Annotated in this window: 21 protein-coding genes and 1 pseudogene; 15 read left to right on the top strand and 7 right to left on the bottom strand. The window is 67.3% G+C overall.

Annotation, left to right across the window (positions count from 1 at the left end; all coding sequences use genetic code 11):
- Positions 1 to 58 precede the first annotated feature (58 nt).
- From AU187_RS09370 to AU187_RS09315, 12 genes are all read left to right on the top strand, one after another.
- Positions 59 to 778 carry a phytanoyl-CoA dioxygenase family protein gene (locus AU187_RS09370; RefSeq protein WP_059100076.1) on the top strand — a complete coding sequence of 240 codons (720 nt, stop codon included), beginning with the start codon at positions 59 to 61 and terminating at the stop codon, positions 776 to 778.
- Positions 779 to 781: 3 nt separating this feature from the next.
- A complete protein-coding gene (locus AU187_RS09365; RefSeq protein ID WP_059100077.1) occupies positions 782 to 2,308 on the top strand; it encodes an anthranilate synthase component I in 1,527 nt (508 codons plus the stop codon).
- Complete coding sequence (locus tag AU187_RS09360) at positions 2,305 to 2,895, top strand: TIGR02234 family membrane protein (protein ID WP_059100078.1); 591 nt, start codon at positions 2,305 to 2,307, stop codon at positions 2,893 to 2,895. The genes AU187_RS09365 and AU187_RS09360 overlap by 4 nt, the downstream gene beginning before the upstream one ends.
- 77 nt (positions 2,896 to 2,972) lie before the next feature.
- The gene (gene trpC / locus AU187_RS09355; protein WP_059100079.1) at positions 2,973 to 3,791 is read left to right on the top strand and encodes an indole-3-glycerol phosphate synthase TrpC; all 819 of its coding nucleotides are present in this window, start codon (positions 2,973 to 2,975) and stop codon (positions 3,789 to 3,791) included.
- A 3-nt stretch (positions 3,792 to 3,794) separates the two neighbouring features.
- Positions 3,795 to 5,054 carry a tryptophan synthase subunit beta gene (gene trpB / locus AU187_RS09350; protein WP_059100080.1) on the top strand — a complete coding sequence of 420 codons (1,260 nt, stop codon included), beginning with the start codon at positions 3,795 to 3,797 and terminating at the stop codon, positions 5,052 to 5,054.
- A complete protein-coding gene (gene trpA, locus AU187_RS09345) occupies positions 5,051 to 5,839 on the top strand; it encodes a tryptophan synthase subunit alpha (RefSeq protein ID WP_059100081.1) in 789 nt (262 codons plus the stop codon). Before trpB ends, trpA begins: the two co-directional genes overlap by 4 nt.
- Positions 5,836 to 8,466, top strand: coding sequence for a prolipoprotein diacylglyceryl transferase (gene lgt, locus AU187_RS09340; RefSeq protein WP_059100082.1), 2,631 nt, complete (start codon positions 5,836 to 5,838; stop codon positions 8,464 to 8,466). The genes trpA and lgt overlap by 4 nt, the downstream gene beginning before the upstream one ends.
- A 63-nt stretch (positions 8,467 to 8,529) precedes the next feature.
- Positions 8,530 to 9,978, top strand: coding sequence for an HNH endonuclease signature motif containing protein (locus AU187_RS09335; protein WP_059100083.1), 1,449 nt, complete (start codon positions 8,530 to 8,532; stop codon positions 9,976 to 9,978).
- 188 nt (positions 9,979 to 10,166) lie between these two features.
- On the top strand, positions 10,167 to 10,574 hold the full coding sequence (locus tag AU187_RS09330) for a TM2 domain-containing protein (RefSeq protein WP_059100188.1): 408 nt from the start codon (positions 10,167 to 10,169) through the stop codon (positions 10,572 to 10,574).
- The gene (locus tag AU187_RS09325) at positions 10,564 to 10,974 is read left to right on the top strand and encodes a DUF2752 domain-containing protein (protein WP_059100084.1); all 411 of its coding nucleotides are present in this window, start codon (positions 10,564 to 10,566) and stop codon (positions 10,972 to 10,974) included. The genes AU187_RS09330 and AU187_RS09325 overlap by 11 nt, the downstream gene beginning before the upstream one ends.
- A 78-nt stretch (positions 10,975 to 11,052) precedes the next feature.
- Entirely contained in the window at positions 11,053 to 12,471 is a 1,419-nt protein-coding gene (gene pyk / locus AU187_RS09320; RefSeq protein ID WP_059100085.1) for a pyruvate kinase, read from the top strand.
- Positions 12,472 to 12,489: 18 nt separating this feature from the next.
- Positions 12,490 to 13,356: an acyl-CoA thioesterase II gene (locus AU187_RS09315; RefSeq protein ID WP_059100086.1), complete on the top strand. Its 867-nt coding sequence runs from the start codon at positions 12,490 to 12,492 to the stop codon at positions 13,354 to 13,356.
- A gap of 5 nt (positions 13,357 to 13,361) precedes the next feature.
- Here AU187_RS09315 and AU187_RS09310 read toward each other — a convergent pair whose 3' ends face one another.
- From AU187_RS09310 to AU187_RS25410, 7 genes are all read right to left on the bottom strand, one after another.
- The gene (locus AU187_RS09310; protein WP_059100087.1) at positions 13,362 to 13,991 is read right to left on the bottom strand and encodes a DUF4190 domain-containing protein; all 630 of its coding nucleotides are present in this window, start codon (positions 13,989 to 13,991) and stop codon (positions 13,362 to 13,364) included.
- Positions 13,988 to 15,478: an ATP-binding cassette domain-containing protein gene (locus tag AU187_RS09305; protein ID WP_059166656.1), complete on the bottom strand. Its 1,491-nt coding sequence runs from the start codon at positions 15,476 to 15,478 to the stop codon at positions 13,988 to 13,990. Before AU187_RS09305 ends, AU187_RS09310 begins: the two co-directional genes overlap by 4 nt.
- The gene (cydD, locus tag AU187_RS09300; protein ID WP_059100189.1) at positions 15,471 to 17,021 is read right to left on the bottom strand and encodes a thiol reductant ABC exporter subunit CydD; all 1,551 of its coding nucleotides are present in this window, start codon (positions 17,019 to 17,021) and stop codon (positions 15,471 to 15,473) included. Before cydD ends, AU187_RS09305 begins: the two co-directional genes overlap by 8 nt.
- Before the next feature lie 23 nt (positions 17,022 to 17,044).
- The gene (gene cydB / locus AU187_RS09295) at positions 17,045 to 18,085 is read right to left on the bottom strand and encodes a cytochrome d ubiquinol oxidase subunit II (protein WP_059100190.1); all 1,041 of its coding nucleotides are present in this window, start codon (positions 18,083 to 18,085) and stop codon (positions 17,045 to 17,047) included.
- Positions 18,086 to 18,110: 25 nt separating this feature from the next.
- Positions 18,111 to 19,565, bottom strand: a complete 1,455-nt coding sequence (locus tag AU187_RS09290) for a cytochrome ubiquinol oxidase subunit I (RefSeq protein WP_059100089.1) — start codon at positions 19,563 to 19,565, stop codon at positions 18,111 to 18,113.
- Between the two features lie 62 nt (positions 19,566 to 19,627).
- The gene (locus AU187_RS09285; RefSeq protein ID WP_059100090.1) at positions 19,628 to 20,233 is read right to left on the bottom strand and encodes an HdeD family acid-resistance protein; all 606 of its coding nucleotides are present in this window, start codon (positions 20,231 to 20,233) and stop codon (positions 19,628 to 19,630) included.
- A gap of 51 nt (positions 20,234 to 20,284) precedes the next feature.
- Positions 20,285 to 20,458 carry a hypothetical protein gene (locus tag AU187_RS25410; protein WP_156425378.1) on the bottom strand — a complete coding sequence of 58 codons (174 nt, stop codon included), beginning with the start codon at positions 20,456 to 20,458 and terminating at the stop codon, positions 20,285 to 20,287.
- A 217-nt stretch (positions 20,459 to 20,675) separates the two neighbouring features.
- Here AU187_RS25410 and macS point away from each other — a divergent pair, with 217 nt between their 5' ends.
- From macS to AU187_RS25780, 3 genes and pseudogenes are all read left to right on the top strand, one after another.
- Positions 20,676 to 21,839 carry a MacS family sensor histidine kinase gene (macS, locus tag AU187_RS09275; RefSeq protein ID WP_172800204.1) on the top strand — a complete coding sequence of 388 codons (1,164 nt, stop codon included), beginning with the start codon at positions 20,676 to 20,678 and terminating at the stop codon, positions 21,837 to 21,839.
- Positions 21,812 to 22,462 (top strand): response regulator, encoded by a 651-nt coding sequence (locus AU187_RS09270; protein WP_059100092.1) that lies wholly within the window; start codon positions 21,812 to 21,814, stop codon positions 22,460 to 22,462. The genes macS and AU187_RS09270 overlap by 28 nt, the downstream gene beginning before the upstream one ends.
- Positions 22,463 to 22,505: 43 nt before the next feature.
- Positions 22,506 to 22,814: pseudogene (locus AU187_RS25780) on the top strand (DUF2339 domain-containing protein); the annotation flags it as partial.

Genomic DNA, 22,814 nt, shown 5'->3' with positions numbered 1-22,814 from the left:
GCTACGCCGCATGAAAATCGTTGGTGCGGGAGCGTGTTTCCATGAGAGCCTCGGGCCGATGGTGGATCTCGGCGCGTTTCTCTGCGACGGCTTTGTGAAGCTCGAACGAGCAGCCCCCCGCGGTGTCGCCGACGCGGCGCGGGGCGCGCTGTGGCAACAGCTTGGACTGTCGCCCGACGAGCCCGACAACTGGGCCGAGCCGGTCTACTGGGCCGGCGACATGACCGGCGCGGGTCCGTTCGGCGAGTTGGCACGAAGCCCGACACTCGCCGCGGCGCTGGATCGCATCTGCGGTGCCGGCGGATGGTCGCCGCGCGGATCGCTCGGCAACATCCCGGTCCGGTTTCCTGTCTCCCCACCCGCCGACGACCGCGGTTGGCACATCGACGCCAACACGCCACGACCCGACGGCACATGGACGGTCACAGGACGCCCGCACACTGTCCTGGTGCTCACGCTGCTCTCCGACGTGGGTCCGGACGACGCGCCGACGCGGATCAGAGTGGGCTCGCATCGGGACGTGGCGCATGTGCTCGGCCCTGAGCCGGTCGAGCTCGCCGAGATGGGCCGCATCGTCGACGCGGCGAGCGCGGCTCGGCCCGTGATTCACGCGACGGGTGAGCCGGGCGACATGTACGTGCTGCACCCGTTCACCGTGCATGCCGCCGACGAGCACCGGGGCACCAAGCCGCGGTTCATGGCGCAGTCGCCGGTGGTACTGACCAGCCCACTGACGCCTGCGTCGTCCTCCGCACTGGCGCGCGTCTGGGACACTTGACCCGTGCAGACCACCGCCAGCCTCGCTGTGACGACTTCGCGCGAGGACTTCCGGGCACTGGCCGCCGAGCACCGCGTGGTGCCGGTGACCCGCAAGGTGCTCGCCGACAGCGAGACCCCGCTGTCGGCGTATCGCAAGCTGGCCGCCAATCGGCCCGGGACGTTTCTGCTGGAGTCGGCCGAGAACGGTCGCTCGTGGTCGCGCTGGTCGTTCATCGGCGCGGGAGCGCCGTCGGCGTTGACGGTGCGCGACGGCGAGGCCGTCTGGTTGGGCACCACGCCGAAGGATGCGCCGCAGGGCGGTGAGCCGCTGCAGGCCCTGCGCGCGACGCTGGAGCTGCTGAGAACCGAGCCGCTGCCCGGCCTGCCGCCGTTGTCGAGCGGGCTGGTCGGGTTCTTCGCCTACGACATGGTCCGGCGGCTGGAGAAGCTCCCGTCGCTGACCGTCGACGACCTCGGCCTGCCGGACATGCTGCTGCTGCTGGCCACCGACGTCGCCGCCGTCGACCACCACGAGGGCACCATCACCCTGATCGCCAACGCCGTGAACTGGAACGGCACCGACGAACGAGTCGACTGGGCGTACGACGACGCCGTGGCCCGGCTCGACGTGATGACCGCGGCGCTCGGCGAGCACCTCCCGTCGTCGGTGGCGACGTTCACCAGACCCGAGCCATTGCATTGCGCCCAGCGCACGCTGGAGGAGTACGGCGCCATCGTCGACAAGCTGGTGCGCGACATCGAGGCCGGGGAGGCCTTTCAGGTGGTGCCGTCGCAGCGTTTCGAGATGGACACCGACGCCGATCCGCTTGACGTGTACCGAATGCTGCGGGTGTCCAATCCGAGCCCGTACATGTATCTGCTCAATGTGCCCAATGCGGCTGGGGGACTGGACTTCTCGGTTGTCGGCTCCAGCCCCGAAGCGCTGGTGACGGTCAAGGACGGGCGTGCGTCGACGCATCCGATCGCGGGCACCCGCTGGCGCGGCCAGACCGATGAGGAAGACCTGCTGCTGGAGAAGGAGCTGCTGCACGACGAGAAAGAGCGGGCCGAGCATCTGATGCTCGTCGATCTCGGGCGCAACGATCTGGGCCGGGTTTGCCGGCCCGGGACGGTGCGGGTCGAGGACTACAGCCACATCGAGCGGTACAGCCACGTGATGCACATCGTGTCGACGGTGCACGGCGACCTGGCCGAGGACAAGACCGCGCTGGACGCGGTGACCGCCTGTTTCCCCGCGGGCACGTTGTCGGGCGCGCCGAAGGTGCGAGCGATGCAGCTGATCGAGGAGGTCGAGAAGACCCGTCGTGGACTCTACGGCGGCGTGCTCGGCTATCTGGACTTCGCGGGCAACGCCGATTTCGCGATCGCCATCCGCACCGCGCTGATGCGCAACGGCACCGCGTACGTGCAGGCGGGCGGCGGCGTCGTCGCGGACTCCAACGGCCCCTACGAGTACACCGAGGCGGCCAACAAGGCCCGTGCGGTGCTCAACGCGATCGCCGCCGCCGAAACCCTGACCGAGCCGTGATCAGGGCCGCCCAGCTCGGCCTGGTGCTCGCCGCTGCGGGCCTGTGGGTGGCGTCGCGGTTGACCTGGGTGGAGGTGACGTCGTTCGACGGTCTCGGCCAGCCGAGAACCGTCGCGCTGTCCGGCGGCACGTGGTCGACGGCGCTGGTGCCGCTTGCGGTGCTGCTGCTGGCCGCCGCGATCGCCGCATTGGCGGTGCGCGGGTGGCCGCTGCGGGTGCTGGCCGTGCTGGTCGCGGCGGCCAGCGCCGGAGCCGCCTACCTCGCGGTCAGCCTGTGGGTGATCGCCGACGTCGCCGTGCGGGCCTCGCACATCGCGGAGGCACCCGTTGCAGACCTGGTCGACACGCAGCGCCACTACGCCGGGGCGGTGGTCACGGTGGTCGCGGCGGTGCTGGCGCTCGCGTGCGCGGTGCTGTTGATGCGGTCTGCCAGCAGCGAGCGCTCCGGTGCGGCCCGGTACGCGCGACGCGTCGAACAGCCCGAGGAATCCGCTGAGGAGATGTCCGAACGCGCGATCTGGGACGCCCTCGACGAGGGCTCCGATCCGACCCGCGACCCCGCCGATCCGGACAACAAGGGCCGGTGATCACCGGTGGTGCGGTGGCGGCTACCCTTCGTGGTTGAAGATCGTTCGGCGTTGTCGGGGGAAGGGAAGCGGCACTCATGAGTTCGGCAACCGTGCTCGACTCGATCATCGAGGGAGTCCGCGCCGACGTCGCCGCCCGTGAAGCCGCCATCCCGCTCGCCGAAATCAAGGCCAAGGCCAAGGATGCAGCACCGCCGCTGGACGTGATGGCCGCACTGCGCGCGCCGGGCATCGCGGTGATCGCCGAAGTGAAGCGGGCCAGCCCGTCGCGTGGCGCGCTGGCGCCGATCTCGGATCCCGCGGAACTGGCCGGCGCCTACGAGAGCGGCGGGGCGCGCATCATCAGCGTGCTGACCGAACAGCGTCGGTTCAACGGCTCGCTCGAGGATCTCGACGCGGTGCGCGCCGCGGTGTCAATACCGGTGCTGCGCAAGGATTTCATCATCCGGCCGTACCAGATCCACGAAGCCAGGGCGCACGGTGCCGACATGCTGCTGCTGATCGTCGCGGCGCTGGAGCAACCGGTGCTCGAATCGCTGCTCGAGCGGACCGAGTCGCTGGGGATGACCGCGTTGGTCGAGGTCCACACCGAGGAGGAGGCCGACCGCGCACTGTCGGCCGGCGCCACCGTGATCGGTGTGAACGCCCGCGATCTCAAGACGCTGAACGTCGACCGGGATTGCTTCGCGCGCATTGCGCCGGGACTGCCGACCGACGTCATCCGTATCGCGGAGTCGGGGATTCGCGGCACCGCCGATCTGCTGGCCTACGCCGGTGCGGGCGCTGACGCTGTACTCGTCGGCGAGGGGCTGGTCACCAGCGGTGATCCGCGCAGCGTCGTCGCCGATCTGGTCACCGCAGGCACCCACCCGTCGTGCCCGAAACCAGCGCGTTGAGAAGTGGCCGATCTCGCCGGGCCTGAGCTGCCTCGTTCCAGCGCGGCCATAGCAGAGCCGACCGCCCACGATCCGGATGAGCGTGGCCACTTCGGGGTCTACGGCGGCAGATTCGTTGCCGAGGCGCTGATGGCGGTGATCGAGGAGGTCACCGCGGCCTACGAAAAGGCACGCGGCGATCAGACCTTTCTCGACGAATTGGACCGGCTGCAGCGCCATTACAGCGGCCGTCCCTCACCGTTGTACGAAGCCGAACGGCTGTCGGAGCATGCCGGTGGCGCTCGTATCTTCCTGAAGCGAGAAGACCTCAACCACACGGGATCTCACAAGATCAACAACGTGCTCGGTCAGGCATTGCTGGCCAGGCAGATGGGCAAGACACGGGTCATCGCCGAGACGGGCGCGGGCCAGCACGGTGTGGCGACCGCGACCGCGTGTGCGCTGCTCGGCCTCGAATGCATCATCTACATGGGCGCCGTCGACACCGCTCGCCAGGCGCTGAACGTGGCGCGGATGCGGTTGCTCGGTGCGACGGTGGTGTCGGTAGAGGCGGGCTCGAAGACCTTGAAGGACGCGATCAACGAGGCGTTCCGTGACTGGGTCACCAACGCCGACTACACCTACTACTGCTTCGGCACGGCTGCCGGACCTCACCCGTTCCCGACGATGGTGCGCGACTTCCAGAGGGTGATCGGGCTGGAGGCCCGCGCGCAGATCCAGGCGCAGGCGGGTCGGCTGCCCGACGCGGTGACCGCCTGTGTCGGCGGCGGGTCGAATGCGATTGGGATCTTCCATGCGTTCATCGACGACCCCCACGTGCGGCTGGTGGGCTACGAAGCCGCCGGTGACGGCGTCGAAACCGGCCGTCACGCAGCGACTTTCACAGGTGGCTCACCGGGTGCGTTCCAGGGTTCGTTCTCATACCTTCTGCAGGACGAAGATGGGCAGACCATCGAATCGCATTCCATCTCAGCGGGTTTGGATTACCCGGGGGTCGGACCTGAGCACGCTTTCCTCAAGGACATCGGGCGCGCAGAGTATCGGCCGATCACCGACACCGAGGCGATGGACGCGTTCTCGTTGCTCTGCCGCATGGAGGGCATCATCCCCGCGATCGAGTCCGCGCACGGGCTCGCTGGCGCAATTCAATTGGGCCGGGAACTCGGTCCCGGTTCGATCGTGTTGGTGAACCTGTCCGGGCGCGGCGACAAGGACGTCGAGACCGCGGCGAAGTGGTTCGGCTTGCTGGACGGTGCGCGGTGAGTCGGCTCGCTTCGTTGTTCGACGCCTGCCGTAGCGAGGGGCGCAGCGCGCTGATCGGCTACCTGCCGACCGGATTTCCGGATCTGCCGACTTCGATCTCGGCGATGACGACGCTGGTCGAAAATGGGTGCGACCTCGTCGAGGTCGGCGTCCCATACTCGGACCCCGGGATGGATGGTCCGACGATCGCGGCGGCCACCGAAGCCGCATTGCACGGCGGGGTGCGCGTGCGTGACTCACTGGCGGCGGTGGAGGCGATCAGCAACGCCGGAGGGCGGGCGGTGCTGATGACGTACTGGAACCCGGTCCTGCACTGGGGGATCGACGCTTTCGCCAGAGATCTGGCATCGGCCGGTGGGCTCGGGATGATCACCCCGGACCTGATTCCGGACGAAGCCGCCGAGTGGCTGGAGGCGTCGGAGGCACGCGGCCTGGACCGGATCTTCTTGGTGGCGCCGTCGTCAACGCCCGAACGGCTGGCGATGACGGTTCGCGCGTCGCGCGGGTTCGTCTATGCCGCATCGACGATGGGGGTGACCGGTGCGCGGGATGCAGTCTCTACGGCCGCACCTGAATTGGTGCGCCGGGTGAAGGCGGTCTCCGATATCCCGGTGGGCGTCGGCCTGGGGGTCCGGTCGGGACCGCAGGCCGCCGAGATCGGCGCCTATGCAGACGGGGTGATCGTGGGGTCGGCGTTGGTGTCGGCGCTGCAGAACGGTCTCGACGCGTTGGGAACGCTGACCGCCGAGCTCGCGGACGGTGTCAGGCAGAGGATTCCTGCGTGACGACGACATTCCTGGCCGCAATTCCAAGCCCGGCACAGGGCGTCTGGCAGATCGGCCCACTGCCTATTCGAGCATATGCGTTGTGCATCATCGTCGGCATCGTGGCGGCGTTGATCATCGGTGACCGGCGGTGGGAAGCCCGGGGCGGCGAGCGCGGAGTCATCTACGACATCGCCTTGTGGGCGGTGCCGTTCGGGTTGATCGGTGGCCGGCTCTACCACGTGATCACCGACTGGTGGCGCTACTTCGGCGACAACGGCGCCGGCCTGGCCGGGGTGTTTCGAATCTGGGACGGTGGTCTCGGAATCTGGGGTGCGGTCGCCCTCGGCGGTGTGGGCGCCTGGATCGCCTGCCGTCGGCGGGGAATTCCGCTGCCCGCGTTCGGCGATGCGATCGCGCCGGGAATCATTCTGGCGCAGGGGATCGGCCGAATCGGCAACTATTTCAACCAGGAGTTGTGGGGCAGCGAGACGACCCTGCCCTGGGCGCTGAAGATTTACGAGCGCAGAGACTCAGCGGGCATGGTGGACAACCTCAACGGTGTCTCGACGGGCGAAGTGGTCCACCTCGTCCATCCCACGTTTCTGTACGAATTGCTCTGGAACCTGCTGGTTTTCGCGGTTCTCATCTACGTCGACCGGCGATTCAAGTTCGGTCACGGCCGCCTGTTCGCGTTGTACGTAGCCGGATACTGCGTGGGCCGGTTCTGGATCGAGTTGCTGCGCGTCGACGACGCCACGATGATCGAGGGCGTCCGAATCAACTCGTTCACGGCGACGTTCGTGTTCATCGGTGCCGTCGTGTACATCATGGCCGCTCCGAAAGGCCGGGAGGACCCGGCGACGCTCAAAGGAAAAGCCCGCGAGGGCTGGTCGCCGGTCGGGGAAGTCACCGAGGATCTGGCCGCCGTCGCCGCGACATCGGGTGTGGTGGCAGCTGCCAAGGCCGCGGCCGCCGATAAAGACGACGACGAGAAGGGTTCGATCAAGGACATCTCGGCAGAGGAACTCGGCGCGGATGTCGCCGGTGTGCCCGCCGACGACCTCGAAGACGCCGAGGAATTCGCCGTTGAAGGTGACGACTCGGAGACCGCGGAGGCTGTCCTCGAAGCTGAAGCCTTGACTGCCGATGTGGCCGACGCCCCGGCCGAGGACATTCTCGAGGCGGAGGAGTTCGCCGAGGCCGGCGAGGGCGCTGATGTAGGTGGTGTCGGTGCCGTTGAAGGGGAGGAGGCCAGCGACGCGCTTGCCGATGCTTCGGAGGCGCACGGAGCTGCGGTCGAGGGCGAGGCTGAGGCCGAAGAACTGGTCGACGAGGTTGAGGCTGAAGGGGAGCCCGAGGCCGACGAGGGCGCGCACGAAGCGGTTGTCGCGAAGAGGCCGAAACCTTGGCCGAGAATGTGGCCGAAGCGACGGCGGAAGACAGTGCCGGTTGCCGAGGCGGGCGCCGACGAGGCGCTTGTTGGCAAAGCGGACGAGGGCGGGGACGCGCAAGCCGTCGCTGAGACTGAAGCCTTGACTGCAGATGTGGCCGAAGGGCCGGAGGCGGAGGACGGTGAGGGCGCTGACGTAGGCGGTGTCGGTGCCGTTGAAGGGGAGGAAGCCAGCGACGCGTTGGCCGATGCTTCGGAGGCGCACGACGTTGCGGTCGAGGGTGAGGCTGAGGCCGAAGAACTGGTCGATGAGGTTGAGGCTGCAGAGGAGCCCGACGCTGGCGCCGAGGCTGGTGCGGGCGCCGACGTTGGTGGTGTCGGTGCCGTTGAAGGGGAGGAAGCCAGCGACGCTCTGACCGACGCCGACGAGGCGCACCACGACGTCGCGGTGGAGGCTGATGCTGAAGAACTCGTCGATGAGGTTGAGGCTGACGAGGAGCCGGAGGCGGTCGTTGAGGCTGACGCCTTGACCGCAGATGTGGCCGAAGGGCCGGAGGCGGAGGCCAGTGAGGGCGCTGACGTTGGTGGTGTCGGTGCCGTTGAGGGGGAGGAAGCCAGCGACGCTCTGACGGACGCGTCGGAGGCGCACGACGTTGCGGCCGAGGGTCAGGCTGAGGCCGAAGAACTGGTCGATGAGGTTGAGGCTGACGAGGAGCCGGAGGCCGTCGCTGAGGCTGACGCCTTGACCGCAGATGTGGCCGAAGGGCCGGAAGCGGAGGCCAGTGAGGGCGCTGACGTAGGCGGTGTCGGTGCCGTTGAAGGGGAGGAAGCCAGCGACGCGTTGGCAGATGCTTCGGAGGCGCACGACGTCGCGGTGGAGGCTGAGGCTGAGGCCGAAGAACTGGTCGATGAGGTTGAGGCTGACGAGGAGCCGGAGGCCGCCGCTGAGGCTGACGCCTTGACTACGGATGTGGCCGACGCCCCGGCGGAAGACATTGTCGAGGCGGAGGCCAGTGAGGGCGCTGACGTTGGTGGTGTCGGTGCCGTTGAGGGGGAGGAGGCCAGCGACGCGTTGGCCGACGCCGGCGAGGCGCACGACGTCGCGGTCGAGGGTGAGGCTGAGGCCGAAGAACTGGCCGGTGAGGTTGAGTCTGACGAGGGGCCTGAGCCCAAGCCTGAGGAGTCAACCGCCGCGCCGACGGAGAGATCCGGCGGGCGGATGCGTCGCTGGCTGCGTAGTCGCCGCAACCGCTGATCCGGTCGGGTTTTCCCGGCAATTCCGAGACATCTGTCAGACGCTCCGAGTAATATCGAACATATGTTCGAAACCGTATCCGATTCGGAGCTGCTCACCTTCATGGGGGAGGAGACTCGTGAGGAGTCCGCGGCGATGGGGCGGCGGTTGGCGTCGGTCGGCGAGTTGTTTGAGCGGCGGAATCCGGGTTTCGAGTTGGCCGACTTGTGCGCCGTCGACTCCATGACCGCAGTGGCGGCCGAGATCTCGGCGGTGCAGAACATCAGCCATGCCCGCGCGGTCGGTCAGGTCGGGGTCGCGGTGACGTTGCGGAAGCGGCTGCCGCAGATTCTTCGACGGTTCTGCCGGGGAGTGATCGACTACCGGCTGGTGGCCACGGTCGTTGCGCGCACCGAGAACGTCGAAGACGACATCATCGCCGGCTTGGACGAAGCACTGGCCGGGCGGGTCGAAAAGTGGATGAAACTGTCGAAGAACAAGTTGCGCGATCGCATCGATTCGTTTGTCGCCGAATATGATCCGGCCGCCGTCCGGGTGCCGCCGGAGGTCGACGAGCACCGCTACGTCGAGATAACCCCGACCGACACCGCCGGAGTGGCCGCGGTAACGGGTTCACTGCACGCCGAAGTCGGGGCTGCGTTGGATCAGCGGTTGGATGCGCTTGCGGCCACGGTCTGCGACAAGGATCCGCGCACCAAAGAGCAGCGCCGCGCCGATGCCTGCGGGCCGCTGTCGCGCTTGGAGTCCAGGCTGGCTTGTGAGTGTGGATTAGACGATTGCCCGGCGGCTGAGCAACACGCAGCGGCTACCGCGGCGGTGGTGCACCTGCTCGCCGAACACGGCACCCTCGATGGGACCAGCGACAAGCCGGGCTATCTGCCCGGGTTCGGGGTGCTGCCGGCCGAATCGGTACGAGGCATCGCCAAGAACGCGCAGTTGAAGCCGGTGGTGCTGCCGCGCGCTGATGCGGTCGCCGACAACGGGTATCGGCCCAGCGCTGGGTTGACCGATTTCCTGCGGTGGCGGGATCTCACCTGCCGCTGGCCGGGTTGTGACAAGCCAGTGCAGCGCTGTGATGTTGACCATACGGTGCCTTGGCCGTACGGCCCGACTCATCCGTCGAACACCAAGCATTACTGCCGCACCCACCATCTGGTCAAGACGTTCTTGTGCGGGACAGGCGGGTGGTCCGACCGGCAATTGCCCGACGGCTCGATCGAGTTGATCGCGCCGACGGGTCATCTCTGGCGCACCGAACCCCATGGGGCGGCCATGTTTCCGGCGCTCGGGCAGTCGACGGGGCAACTCGAGATACCACCACGTAGTGAGCCTGACGACGGCGCCGACCGGTTGGCGATGATGCCGCGGCGCAGGCAAACTCGCGAGCAGGATCGTCGCGACCGCATCGACGCCGAACGCCGCCAACGCAGCGAACTGATCGCCGAAGAACAACGCCAACAGCAGCTACTCGCCGAAGCCCTCGCCCGCGACTGCGAACCTCCACCCTTCTAGGTGACGACGACGATCAGACGAAATCGTCAAAATATAAGAGCGGCAGCATCTTTGAAGGCGTGCACGTGCCCACTACGCAGTGTCCCGTAGCTGTCATTGCGGTCACTGCCGCGCCAATGGCACTTCCTATCGAGATTGGCGAGGTTTCCTACTGACCGGCCGCTGGTTCGTCTGGCATGCTGGGGGCCATGACTGAGCCGCAGTTCGGTGGCAGTGAGCATGGCAGCACGCCCCCACCGCCCCCGCAGCAGCCCGATTATCCGCCTCCACCCGGCCAGTACGGCCCGCCGCCAGGGGGCTATCCGCCCGTGTATGGCGATCCGACGGCCCCGTATGGCCGCCATCCGCTGACGGGTGAGCCGTACTCCGACAAATCCAAGACCATTGCGGGCCTTTTGCAGCTGATCGGCCTTTTCGGTGTGGTGGGTATCGGCCGTATCTACCTCGGCTACACCGGACTCGGCATCGCGCAGTTGGTGGTCGGCCTGCTCACCTGCGGCATCGGTGCCGTCATCTGGGGCATCATCGACGCCATCCTGCTGCTGACCGACCGGGTCCGCGATCCTCAGGGGCGCCCTCTGCGCGATGGCACCTAGCTCCGCCACGAGCCGCAAACGGCTGTACGGTGCGCTCGGAACGGGCGCCCTGCTGACAGGCGCGTTGGCTTACATCGGCATCGCCGATCCGCACCGCCCGAGCTTCCCCTTTCCGTCGTGTCCCTTCAACGCGCTTACCGGGCTCTACTGCCCAGGCTGCGGTGGCTTGCGGATGGCGCACGACCTGCTGCACGGCGACCTTGCCGCCGCGGTGGCCGACAACGTCTATCTGCTCGTGGGGCTTCCGCTGTTGTTGGGATGGCTTCTGATCCGATGGCGCCAAGACAAACCGTTGATGAATACACCGGCCACCGTCGTGATCATCGTCTCGATCGTGGCCTGGACGGTGGTGCGCAACCTGCCCGGATTCCCGCTGGTTCCGACCGTTCTCGACGGGTGACCCGCCAGCTTCGCCGGTGACTCCGCAAGCGCTTCGGGCTGCCCTCGACTGAATCGATAACGACTATGCTCGGGAGTCGTGAATAGGCGCGGGAAGATCGTCTGCACCCTCGGTCCGGCCACAGCCAACGAGGACGCTGTTCGTGCGCTTGTCGAGGCCGGAATGGACGTCGCGCGGCTCAACTTCAGCCACGGCGACTATCCCGATCACGAGGCGAACTACAAGCGGGTCCGGGCCGCGTCCGACGCAACCGGACGCGCCGTCGGCATCCTCGCCGATCTGCAGGGTCCCAAGATCCGGCTGGGCCGGTTCAAGGACGGGCCGACGTTCTGGGCCACCGGGGAGACGGTGCGCATCACCGTCGACGACATCGAAGGCACCCCCGACCGGGTGTCGACCACCTACAAGCGCCTGGTCGAAGACGCCACGGCCGGCGACCGGGTCCTCGTCGACGACGGCAACGTCGGCCTGGTCGTGGAACGCATCGACGACAACGACGTCATCTGCACCGTCACCGAGGGCGGTCCGGTCAGCAACAACAAGGGCATGTCGCTGCCCGGCATGAACGTGTCCGCCCCTGCGCTTTCGGAGAAGGACGTCGACGATCTCGAATTCGCGCTACGCCTCGGTGTGGACTTCGTCGCGCTGTCGTTCGTCCGCTCGCCGGCCGACATCGAACTCGTCCACGAGGTGATGGACCGTGTCGGTCGACGAGTGCCCGTCATCGCCAAGCTCGAGAAGCCCGAAGCCATCGACAACCTCGAGGCTGTCGTGCTGGCGTTCGACGCCATCATGGTCGCCCGCGGCGACCTCGGCGTCGAGCTGCCGCTCGAAGAGGTCCCGCTCGTACAGAAGCGTGCGATCCAAATGGCAAGGGAGAACGCGAAACCCGTCATCGTTGCAACACAGATGCTGGAGTCGATGATCGAGAACTCCCGGCCTACCCGGGCCGAGGCGTCCGACGTCGCCAATGCGGTTCTCGACGGCACCGACGCGGTGATGCTCTCCGGTGAGACGTCAGTCGGCAAGTACCCACTCGAAACCGTGAGAACCATGGCGCGCATCATCCACGCCGTCGAGGAGAACTCGGTGGCCGCTCCGCCGCTGACTCACGTTCCGAGGACGAAGCGCGGCGTCATCTCCTATGCAGCCCGCGATATCGGTGAGCGCCTCGACGCCAAGGCGCTGGTCGCCTACACCCAGTCGGGTGACACCGTGCGCAGGCTCGCGCGGCTGCACACGCCGCTGCCGCTGCTGGCGTTCACGTCGCTGCCGGAGGTCCGCAGCCAGCTGGCACTGAGTTGGGGCACCGAGACGTTCATCGTCCCGCACATCCAGACCACTGACGGAATGATCCGGCAGGTCGACAAGTCGCTGCTGGAGCTCGGCCGGTACAAGCGTGGCGACCTGGTGGTCGTCATCGCGGGCATCCCGCCCGGCACAGTAGGCTCCACGAATCTGATCCACGTGCACCGGATCGGGGAGGACGACGTCTAGACGTTGAGGAGGAAGCGCGTGTCAGGCTCCGCGGATTTCGACGAGCTGCTCGCGATACTCCACCTCCGGCAATCCGACGACGACATCTACATCGGCTCGCATCCCAGCAAGAACCCCGTGCGCACCTTCGGTGGTCAGATGATCGCCCAGGCGTTCGTGGCGGCCAGCCGTAGCCTGAAGCATCCGACGCCGCCGAGCGCACTCTCGGCTCACTTCATCGCCGGTGGCGACCCGGACAAGGATCTCGAGTTCCGCGTCGTACGGCTACGTGACGAGCGTCGGTTCGCCAACCGGCGGGTCGACGTGATGCAGGACGGTCAGCTGCTGACCACCGCCATGGTGTCGTTCCTGTCCGGCGGCCGCAGCCTGGAGCACGGCATCGCACCGCCTGAGCTGCCTGACCCGCAATCGGTTCCGCCGGTGGATGATCTGCTGCTCGGATACGAAGACGTCGTCCCACATTTCGTCAACGCGTTGCGGCCGATCGACTGGCGCTATACCAACGATCCGAGTTGGGTGATGCGCCGCAAAGGTGAGAAGCTGCCGCACAACCGCGTGTGGATGAAGGCGCTCGGGCAGATGCCCGACGACCCCGTATTGCACGCCGCCGCGCTGGTCTACTCGTCGGACACCACCGTGCTCGATTCGATCATCACCACCCACGGCCTGTCGTGGGGCTACGACCGGATCTTCGCGGTCACCACCAATCACTCGGTGTGGTTCCACCGGCCGGTGCGCTTCGACGAGTGGGTGCTGTACTCGACGTCCTCACCGGTGGCCGCCGACTCCCGTGGGCTGGGCACCGGCCACTACTTCAACCGCACCGGTCAGCCGATCGCCACCGTGGTGCAGGAGGGCATCGTCAAGTACTTCCCGGCGCGCTAGAGGGGCTACGGCGTGGGCGTCAACGTGACCGAGAATTCGTCCTCGACACGTTGCTGGAACTCCTCGGCGCACTGTTGCACGGCTTCCTGATCGTTGCCGGCGCGTGAGATGCAGTCGATGTAATCGGTGCCGCCCACCTGGTTGAATCCCCAGACGGCCAACCAGATCAGCACGATGGCTTCGATGATGCTCAAGAACCCGAGGACGATGCCGGCCACCGCCATACCACCGTTGGTGGCTTCGCCGCGTTTGGCCCTGCCCCAGCCGAGGAAACCGAGAATCACCGCGACGACGCCCAGCACGATGCCACCGAAGACGGACAACAGCGCGACGATCGCGATCACCAGCGACGCGATGCCGAGGCCGTTCTTCGGGGCGGTCGCCGGCGGGGGGTAACCGGGGTAGCCCTGCGGCGGAGGGGGATAGGTGCCGGGATAAGCCCCGTACTGCGGCGGAGGGGGCGGTGCCTGCGGGAAATTCGGAGGGGGCTCTTGCGGCGGATTCTGTGACGACGTGTGCTCAGGGTTTTGTGACGACGTCTGCTCAGGGTTCTGTGGCGACCCTTGCTCAGGATTCTGTGGCGACGTGAGTTCAGGGTTGTGTGGTGGCGTCTCGGGCTTGTCCGGTTCGCTCATGCCGATGAGGTTACTCCGCGGTCAGCGAAAATGAGGGTAGGACAGTCAAGGTGGTCGGGCAGATGGTGGGTCGCGACGACCACCGTGCGGTCGGCGGGGAAAAGCCCGCCGGGCGTGAGCAGTTCGGTCAGAATCTGGCCGGCATCGGCGGCGTCGAGGTGTTCGGTCGGTTCGTCGAGCAGCACCGTGGCGGCCGTGGTGAGAAGGGCACGCGCCAGCAGTAGTCTCCTGCGTTGTCCCGCGGATACGGCGGCCGACCCGCCGACGAGGACTGTGGACAACCCGTCAGGCAACTCGTCGAGCCACTCGCCAAGTCCGACGCGCCGCAGCGCGATTCGGATCTCATCGTCGGTCGCATCGCCGCGGGCCACCAGCATGTTGTCCCGCACGGTGGTGGCGAACAGATGCGCGTCTTCGGCGAAAAATACTGTGTTCGAGTGGGTTTCGGCCATCGACAGCAGCAGCGTGGTCTTGCCCGACCCGCTGGGTCCGATGACCGCGAGACGATCACCGGCCGCCAGCGGTACATGTGGAGCCGGCGGCCTGGTCCGTGCTGAATCGGTCGTTGTGGTCAATTCGGCGAGGCGACGAGCCGCGATTCGCGACCTGGTGAGCTGCACGGCAGCCGCGGGCAGTGCGGTGGTCGCCTCGAACGCCGACAGCGGCAACAGCATCAGGATCGCCAGAGTCGTCGGTGCAACAGAGTCGGCGATCGCGATCGCTGCAATCACGGCGCCGAGCACGCTGACGCCGATCGCCGCGGTCGACGCAGTGGCGGCCATCGCGGCGGGGGCGGCCGCGCGGTCTGTGGCTCGGCCCCAGTCGCGTTGTCGGTGATCGGAATCGGCGAGGATCGCGTCGAGGCGGCCGCTGACGCGAAGCTCCGGCGCATACTCGAGCGCGAGCATCACCGCCACGTCGCGGCCCGAATGATGTTGGGCGGCGACGGCTTCGGTGTCCGCGGCGGCACGGGCTGCCAACGACGGCGCGACGATGCCCGCCACCACGAGGCAGCATGCCAGGACGGCCGCCGCGGCGATCGACACGATGCCGATGCCAACGACGGCGGCCAGACCCAGCACCGCAGCCACGGCAATCGGCAGCACCGCGCGAACCACCACGTCGGCGAGATCGTCGACGGACGCGCCGATCCGGGCCACCAGCTCGCCGCTCGGCATTCGGGACACCGTGTCCGCGGGCGCTTCGGCCAGCCGCCGGTACAGCGTTTCGCGGGTGTCCGCCGCCGAGCGCAGCGCGGTGTCGTGGGCCGCCAGCCGCTGGCAGTAGCCCAGCACCCCGCGGGAGATGCCGAGCGCGCGGACCGCCACCACCGCGACGGTGAGGTCCAGCACCGGTGGCATCTGCCACGCCCTTGTGATCAGCCACGCCGAAATCGCGGCCAGCGCCAGGGCACTGCCCAGTGACAGCACACCGAGCAGCACGGCGAGCACCAGTCGCCCCAACCGAGGTCGCAATAGCTCACGCATCGACAAGGTCTCCCAGCGTCAGCACCCGATCGCCGATTGCGCGCACCGGATCGCGATGGCCGACGACCAGCACGGTGGCACCGGCCCGCGCCCTCGCGACGATCGCTTCGAGGACACGCGCCTCCATCGCCGCATCGAGGTGTGAGGTCGGTTCGTCGAGCAGCAGCACCGGCGCGGCCGAGCCCAGCGTCCGGGCCAACCCCAACCGTTGCCGCTGGCCGAGCGACAGCCCCGAGCCGTCGCGACCCAGCACCGTGTCCAGCCCGTCGGGGAGAATCGCCAGCACCGCGTCGAAACCTGCTGCGCGACAGGCACCTTCGATGTCCGGCAGCCGACCGAACAGCTCGAGGTTCTCCCGTATGCTGCCCGGCACCAGCACCGGACGATGTGGCAACCAGGCGATCTGGTCCCACCATGCCCGCTGGTCGAGGTCGCCGACGTCGATCCCGTCGACCGAAACCTGTCCCGGATGCAGCCCGAGGATCGTGTGCAGCAGAGTCGACTTGCCGGCGCCGTTGGGGCCGGTCAGCACCGTCACCCGACCCGGTTCCACATCCGCGTCGAGCGCCCCGATGTGGATGGTGGCGCCGGCCGCCCTGACGGTGGCGGTTCCCGCCGACCGGGCCGGCAGGGCGTCGAGAAGTCGAAATGCGGCGTCGGCGGCGGTCTTACCGTCCTGAGCGGCGTGGAACTCCACGCCCACCCGACGCAGCGGCCAGAACACCTCGGGCGCGAGCAACAGCGCGGTCAGCCCCGCGGTCAACGTCATCTCGCCGAACACCAGGCGCAGTCCGATACCGACGGCGACCAGTGCGACGCCCAAGGTGGCCAGAAGTTCGAGCACGAGCGCGGACAGAAACGCGATCCGCAGCGTGGCCATCGTCGAACGGCGATGTGCGGCAGCGAGTTCGGTGATGCGGTCGACAGATCCGTCGAGCCGTCCCAACGCCCGCAACGTGGGGATGCCGGCCACCAGGTCGAGCAGCCGTGACTGCAGTGTGGTCATCGCCGCGAGCGCCGCCTCGGAGCGGTCCTTGGTCAGCAGCCCGATCAACACCATGAACACCGGGACGAGCGGCAACGCGACCAGCACGATGAGCGCCGAGCGCCAGTCGACGGCCGCGATCACCAGCACCGCTGCGGGGGTGAGGATTCCCGCCAGGAATACCGCGGGCAGATACGCGGTGAGGAACGGCCGCAGACCGTCCAGGCCCCGCGTGACCAGCGCGGCCGCGGTGTCGCGTTCGACCGCGAGGCGCCGCGGCGGCAGCGCGGTGACCGCGCGAAGCACCTGGCCCGCCAGATCGGCGATGACGCGCGTCGCGCCAGTCGAGGCCAGCCGGCCCTGAAGCCAGTGCGCGAAGGTGCGGATTCCCCACAGCCCGAGCAGAAATGCGAGCGGGCCGGCCCAGTGCCGGATGTCGCGTGTTGCGGGTTCGGTGATCACGCCGGCGACGATGTCGGCCAGCACCACGGCCGCGGCGATCGTCGCTACGGTGATGGTCACTCCGCACATCACCGACGCGACCAGGTAACGCCGCATCGCCTCGGAAGCCCGCCACAGGTTCACGGCATCCGCCGGGTCAATCCCACGGGCGCCGGAATGTCCTCGGCGGAGATGCGCTGCCGGAACACCCAGTACGTCCACCCCTGATACAGCAGCACCAGTGGCGCGAACACCAGCGCCGCCCAGCTCATGATCGTCAACGTGTACGGGCTCGAGGACGCATTGTCGACTGTGAGGCTGAAGGCCGGATCGATTGACGACGGCACCAGGTTCGGGTACAGCGTGCCGAAGAACAACACCACCAGCGCCGCGACGACGACCGTCGTGCACGCGAACGCCCACCCCTCTCCGGCGCGGCGCCAGACCCGGCCGATGGCGGCCAGCTGCGCGCATCCGGCGACTAGCAACACGATCCAGGTCCAGCTCTTGCCGTGCGCGAGTTGAGTCCACAATCCGAACGAGGCCAGCACCGCGGTCACGGGCAACGCCAGCGCGTTCGCGAACCGCAGCGCGTCATTCTTCACCGCCCCATCGGTTTTCAGCGCCACGAACACCGCGCCGTGCCACAGGAACAGGCCGGCTGTGGCAAGGCCGCCGAGCAACGTGTAGCCGTTGAGCAGATCGAGGATCCCGGCGTGCATTCGCTTGTCGGCGTCCACCGGAAGCCCGTGCACCAGTGCCGCGAACGCGACGCCCCACAGCACAGCGGGCACCCAGGATCCGACGGCGATCCCGACGTCGGCCCATCTGCGCCAGTCCGCGTCGTCGATCTTGCCGCGCCATTCGATGGCCACCACCCGCAGGATCATCGAGACCAGGATCGCGAGCAGGGGCAGGTACAGCCCCGAGAACATCGTCGCGTACCAGTCGGGGAACGCGGCGAACATCGCACCGCCGGCGGTGATCAGCCAGACCTCGTTGCCGTCCCAGACCGGGCCGATGGTGTTCAGCGCCGCCCGGCGGTGCTTTTCGGGGTTGTCGCGGGCCGCGCGGCCGAACAGTCCCATCAACATGCCGACGCCGAAGTCGAACCCCTCGAGGACGAAGAAACCGAGGAACAGGCCCGCCATCACCACGAACCACCAGTCCTGCAGCGCCATTGCCGCCATTGCCAATCACACCCTCTCAATACGCAAACGACAGCGGTGCCACCTCGTCGTCAGCCGGCGGCAGCGGCGCAGCGGGTTCGGAATCGTGCTCCTGCGGTCCTTCGACGGTGTAGCGGCGGATCAACCAGAACCAGATCACGGCGAGGACCGCGTACACCAAGGTGAAAGCGGCCAACGACAACACGACCATGCCGACCGGATGCCCGGACACCCCGTCGGCGACGGTGAGCCGGATCATCGGGTCTCCGGTCGGATTCGGCACCACCACCCAGGGTTGACGGCCCATCTCGGTGAACACCCAACCGGCGCTGTTGGCCAGGAAGGGGGCAGGCAGCGACAGCAACGCGAATCGGGACATCCAGCGCGCCTGCGGGATTCGCCCGCTGCGCGTGAGCCAGAGCACCGTCAGTGCGAACAGCACCGGGACGGAGAGCAAGCCGATCATGGCGCGGAACGACCAGTACGTCACGAACAGATTGGGCCGGTAGTCGCCGGGGCCGAACTTCTCCACGTACTGCTCTTGAAGCTCCTTGACGCCCTCGAGGCGGACCCCTTCGAATTGACCTTCTGCCAGGAACGGCAGTACGTACGGGACCTCGATGAGATGAACGACGCTGTCGCAGTTGTTGTGCGTGCCGACGGTGAGCACGGAGAAGTCGGGATCGGTTGCGCTGTGGCACAACGATTCCGCGGAGGCCATCTTCATCGGCTGCTGTTCGAACATCAACTTGCCTTGGACGTCGCCGGTGAGAACGAGGCCGGCCGTCGACACCAGCACGACCAGGCAGCCCATGATCGCGGCGGGACGGAACATCGTGTGCGCCTCGGACTGGTTCTCCCGCCGTGCGCGCATCATCCACCACACGCATACGCCCGCGACGAATGTGCCTGCGGTCAGGAACGCCCCGAACACCGCGTGCGCGAACGCCGCAACCGCGGTGTTGTTGGTGAACAGCGCGACGATGCTGGTCAGTTCCGCGCGACCGGTCTCCGGGTTGAAGCGGGCTCCGACGGGATGTTGCATCCACGAGTTCGCGGCGATGATGAAGAAGGCCGACAGGTTCACCGCGAACGCGACCACCCAGATACAGGCGAGATGGACGAGCCGGGGGAGGCGGGTCCACCCGAAGATCCACAGCCCGAGGAACGTCGACTCGAAGAAGAAGGCGGCCAACCCTTCCATCGCCAACGGCGCGCCGAAAACGTCGCCGACGAACCGCGAGTACTCCGACCAGTTCATGCCGAACTGGAATTCCTGCACGATGCCGGTGGCCACGCCTAGGGCGAAGTTGATCAGAAACAGCTTGCCGAAGAAGCGGGTCAGCCGGTACCACGCGGTGTTTCCGGTGATCAGCCAGGCCGTCTGCATGCCCGCGATCAGCGGTGCCAGTCCGATGGTCAGCGGCACGAAGATGAAGTGGTACACGGTGGTGATGCCGAACTGCCACCGCGACACATCGAGCGCGTCCATCTCACCCTCTTTCGTGGCTGTTAATACAGCCTACGACAGGGTGTAGTAGACGTCAGTGTGGGTTAGCTCACCGGCGCTTCCGCCGCAGGTGAGGCGGTGGATCCGCCCGGCGTGTCGAGGTTCTTCGAGGCCTTGCGGATACCGAAGGCCGACACGATCTCGAAGACGCCGATCACGATCAGCGAGATCCCGGCCACCACGGTGAGGATCGCGAGCGACTCGAACGGCGCCGCCAGCATCACCACGCCCGCGATGAGGCTGATCACGCCGACGATGATCTCCCACACACGGCCGGGCAAGGTCGGGTCGCTGATCGCCGATACCGCCGTCGCCACACCGCGGAAGATGAAGCCGACGCCGATCCAGATCGCCAGCAGCAGGATCGATTCCTGCAAACTGCGGAAGCACAGCACGGCAAGGATCAGGGCCGCGGCACCCGAGATGAACAGCAGCACCCGGCCGCCCGCCGAGACATGCAGGCTGAACGCGAAGATCACCTGTGCGATGCCGGCGACCAGCAGGTACGCCCCGAAGAAAATCGCCGCAATGACGATGGTCTTACCCGGCCACAGCCAGACGAGAACGCCGAGTGCAACGGCGAGGATGCCGGAGAGCAGGGTGGTTTTCCAGAGGTGCCGCAGCAAGCTGGGCGGTGCGGTGTTATCCATTGCCGCAGTTTGGCACAACGGAATGGAATCGCCGTTGCATTTCGGTATCGATCAGCTTGCAGTCGCCAGTGGCCGGAATTGCTCGAGGAACACAAAGAAGTCGCGGATCTGCGTGGTGGTGGGCACGAATTGCTCAACGAATCGGTCAGCCGACCCGATCGGGTCGGGTGACATGGCATTAGGAGGTACGTACTCCTTCCACATGCCTTCGAGCACGTCCGCCACGGGAAGGACGTTGGACTCGTCGGTGGTCGGGCCGGGGACCGCAAAGTCGGTTGGCTCGGCTCCAGCGGGAACGGCGAAAAAGCAAAAGCTCGAGGCGGCGGCGCAAGCGGCTAGGAGACATTTCGCGGCACTACGAGTTGGCGCATCCATAATCAATCCTCTTGAGCATTACCAGAAGACGTATCGTAGATATCCGGAAGTCCCGGCCGTCAGTGAAATGGAAATTCGAACGCAGCGTTGCGGAGGCGGTGTCGTGGTGGAAAGCGCCCCGGACCCGGCCGCGCCGCTGTGGCGTGCGGCGCAGGTGTTCCGGGTGTTGAGTTGCCTGTATGCGCTCGGGTTTCAAGTGTCGGTCAACGGCGATCTGGACCGGCCGGGTGTGGCGTGGATTCTGTTCGCCTCCTTGCTCGCGTGGAGCTCCGTCTGCGCGGTCGCCTATCTGCAGGGATTCGGGCGACGTCCGCTGTGGGTGCTGGCCGAAATCGCCGTCGTGGTCGGGCTGATCCTGTCGACCGAAGTGGTCGCGTCGCCCCAGTGGGCGTTCGACAACCAGTCCTGGCCGACGACGCTGTGGGCGACCAACGCCACCATCTCGGCGGCGATCGTCGCCGGCCCGATCGCCGGGATGTTGACCGGGGTGGTGGTGATGATCGCCAGCACCGTCGTCAAGGGCTTCATCAACTACGACCTCGGCCGCAACGCGACGATCGTCATCGAGCTTGCCGTCGGCCTCGCGGTCGGGATGGCCGCGCAGACCGCGCGCCGGGCACACGCCGAGCTGGAGCAGGCGGCGCGGCTGGCGGCAGCGCACCAGGAGCGGGAGCGGTTGTCCCGCCAGGTGCACGACGGCGCGATCCAGGTGCTCGCGCTGGTGTCCCGCCGCGGCCGCGAAATCGGCGGTGCGACAGCTGAACTCGCAGAGCTCGCGGGAGAGCAGGAGCGCGCGTTGCGCCGGCTGGTCAGCTCCGGGGAGAGCGAACCGCGGCTCGGTGCGACGACCGACGTCGGCGCGCTACTGCGCCAACGCGCGTCGGACCGTGTCTCGGTGAGCCTGCCCGCCGAACCGGTGCTCCTCGAAGCGGGCGTCGCCACGGAGTTGTACGCCGCGGCCGCCAACGCGCTCGACAACGTGGCGGCCCACGCCGGGCCCGACGCCCACGCCTACGTGCTGCTCGAGGACCTCGGCGATACGGTCACGGTGAGCATCCGCGACAACGGCACCGGGATCGCCGACGGCCGGCTCGACGAGGCGGTGCGCGAGGGTCGGATCGGAGTGGCGAAATCGATTGTGGGAAGGATGAACTGGCTGGGTGGCAGCGCAAAGCTGACGACCGGGCCGGAAAGCGGGACGGAATGGGAACTGACGGTACCCCGACGGTGATGGTCGTCGACGACCATCCCATCTGGCGCGACGCGGTGGCCCGCGACCTCGACGAGGACGGCTTCACCGTGGTCGCCACCGCCGACGGCGTGGGCTCGGCACGCCGCCGCGCCCTTGCGGTCCAGCCCGACGTCGTGGTGATGGACATGCGGCTCGCCGACGGTGACGGCGCCCAGGCGACCGCCGAGGTGCTCGCCGTTTCGCCGTCGTCGAGGATCCTGGTGCTGTCGGCGTCCGACGAGCGAGACGACGTGCTCGAGGCGGTGAAGGCCGGTGCTACCGGCTATCTGGTGAAGAGCGCTTCGAAGCAGGAACTCGGCGCCGCGGTACGGGCCACCGCCGAGGGCCGGGCCGTCTTCACCCCGGGCCTTGCGGGGTTGGTGCTGGGGGAGTACCGGCGCATCGCGCAGACACCGGGCCCGGAGACGCCGAGCCTGACCGAGCGCGAGACCGAGATTCTGCGCTACGTGGCCAAAGGCTTGACCGCCAAACAGATTGCCGCCCGGCTGTCGCTCAGCCACCGCACCGTCGAGAACCATGTTCAGGCCACATTCCGCAAGCTGCAGGTCGCCAACCGCGTCGAATTGGCCCGTTACGCGATAGAACACGGCCTAGACGAGTAGTCCTACTCATCCGCGAGGCGGTCGCGGCTGTGACGATGACGCCATGACCGAACCGCATCGCGCCGTGATAGCCCGGCTGTCCGCCGACTTCGCGGCCATCTCAGCGCAGTTGGCGCGCGCTTCGACCGATCTGGCCGAACTCGACCGGCTGTTGGCACCGTCGTGGGCACCGCCGCCTCAGCAGGTTCCCCAATACGTTGCGCCCGTTCACTATTCACCGCCATACGTGGCGCCCGTTCACTATTCACCGCCATACGTGGCGCCCGCCCCGCCGCCACGACCGGCGCCAACACCAGCAGCGGTACCAGCACCAGCAGCCCCAGATGCTCGGAGTTCCACCGACGCGCCAACG

It is taken from the genome of Mycobacterium sp. IS-1556 (genome assembly GCF_001499985.1).
GTDB lineage: Bacteria > Actinomycetota > Actinomycetes > Mycobacteriales > Mycobacteriaceae > Mycobacterium.
This window is presented reverse-complemented; position numbering and strand designations above follow the sequence as displayed.

Bases quoted from the DNA above. Each gene is read 5' to 3' on its own strand.
- AU187_RS09370 (WP_059100076.1), top strand. From the start codon at position 59: ATGGTGGATCTCGGCGCGTTTCTCTGCGACGGCTTTGTGAAGCTCGAA.
- trpC (WP_059100079.1), top strand. From the start codon at position 2,973: ATGAGTTCGGCAACCGTGCTCGACTCGATCATCGAGGGAGTCCGCGCC.
- AU187_RS09335 (WP_059100083.1), top strand. From the start codon at position 8,530: ATGTTCGAAACCGTATCCGATTCGGAGCTGCTCACCTTCATGGGGGAG.
- AU187_RS09330 (WP_059100188.1), top strand. From the start codon at position 10,167: ATGACTGAGCCGCAGTTCGGTGGCAGTGAGCATGGCAGCACGCCCCCA.
- AU187_RS09325 (WP_059100084.1), top strand. From the start codon at position 10,564: ATGGCACCTAGCTCCGCCACGAGCCGCAAACGGCTGTACGGTGCGCTC.
- AU187_RS09310 (WP_059100087.1), bottom strand. From the start codon at position 13,991: ATGAGCGAACCGGACAAGCCCGAGACGCCACCACACAACCCTGAACTC.
- AU187_RS09305 (WP_059166656.1), bottom strand. From the start codon at position 15,478: ATGCGTGAGCTATTGCGACCTCGGTTGGGGCGACTGGTGCTCGCCGTG.
- cydD (WP_059100189.1), bottom strand. From the start codon at position 17,021: ATGCGGCGTTACCTGGTCGCGTCGGTGATGTGCGGAGTGACCATCACC.
- cydB (WP_059100190.1), bottom strand. From the start codon at position 18,085: ATGGCGCTGCAGGACTGGTGGTTCGTGGTGATGGCGGGCCTGTTCCTC.
- AU187_RS09290 (WP_059100089.1), bottom strand. From the start codon at position 19,565: ATGGACGCGCTCGATGTGTCGCGGTGGCAGTTCGGCATCACCACCGTG.
- AU187_RS09285 (WP_059100090.1), bottom strand. From the start codon at position 20,233: ATGGATAACACCGCACCGCCCAGCTTGCTGCGGCACCTCTGGAAAACC.
- macS (WP_172800204.1), top strand. From the start codon at position 20,676: ATGGAAATTCGAACGCAGCGTTGCGGAGGCGGTGTCGTGGTGGAAAGC.
- AU187_RS09270 (WP_059100092.1), top strand. From the start codon at position 21,812: ATGGGAACTGACGGTACCCCGACGGTGATGGTCGTCGACGACCATCCC.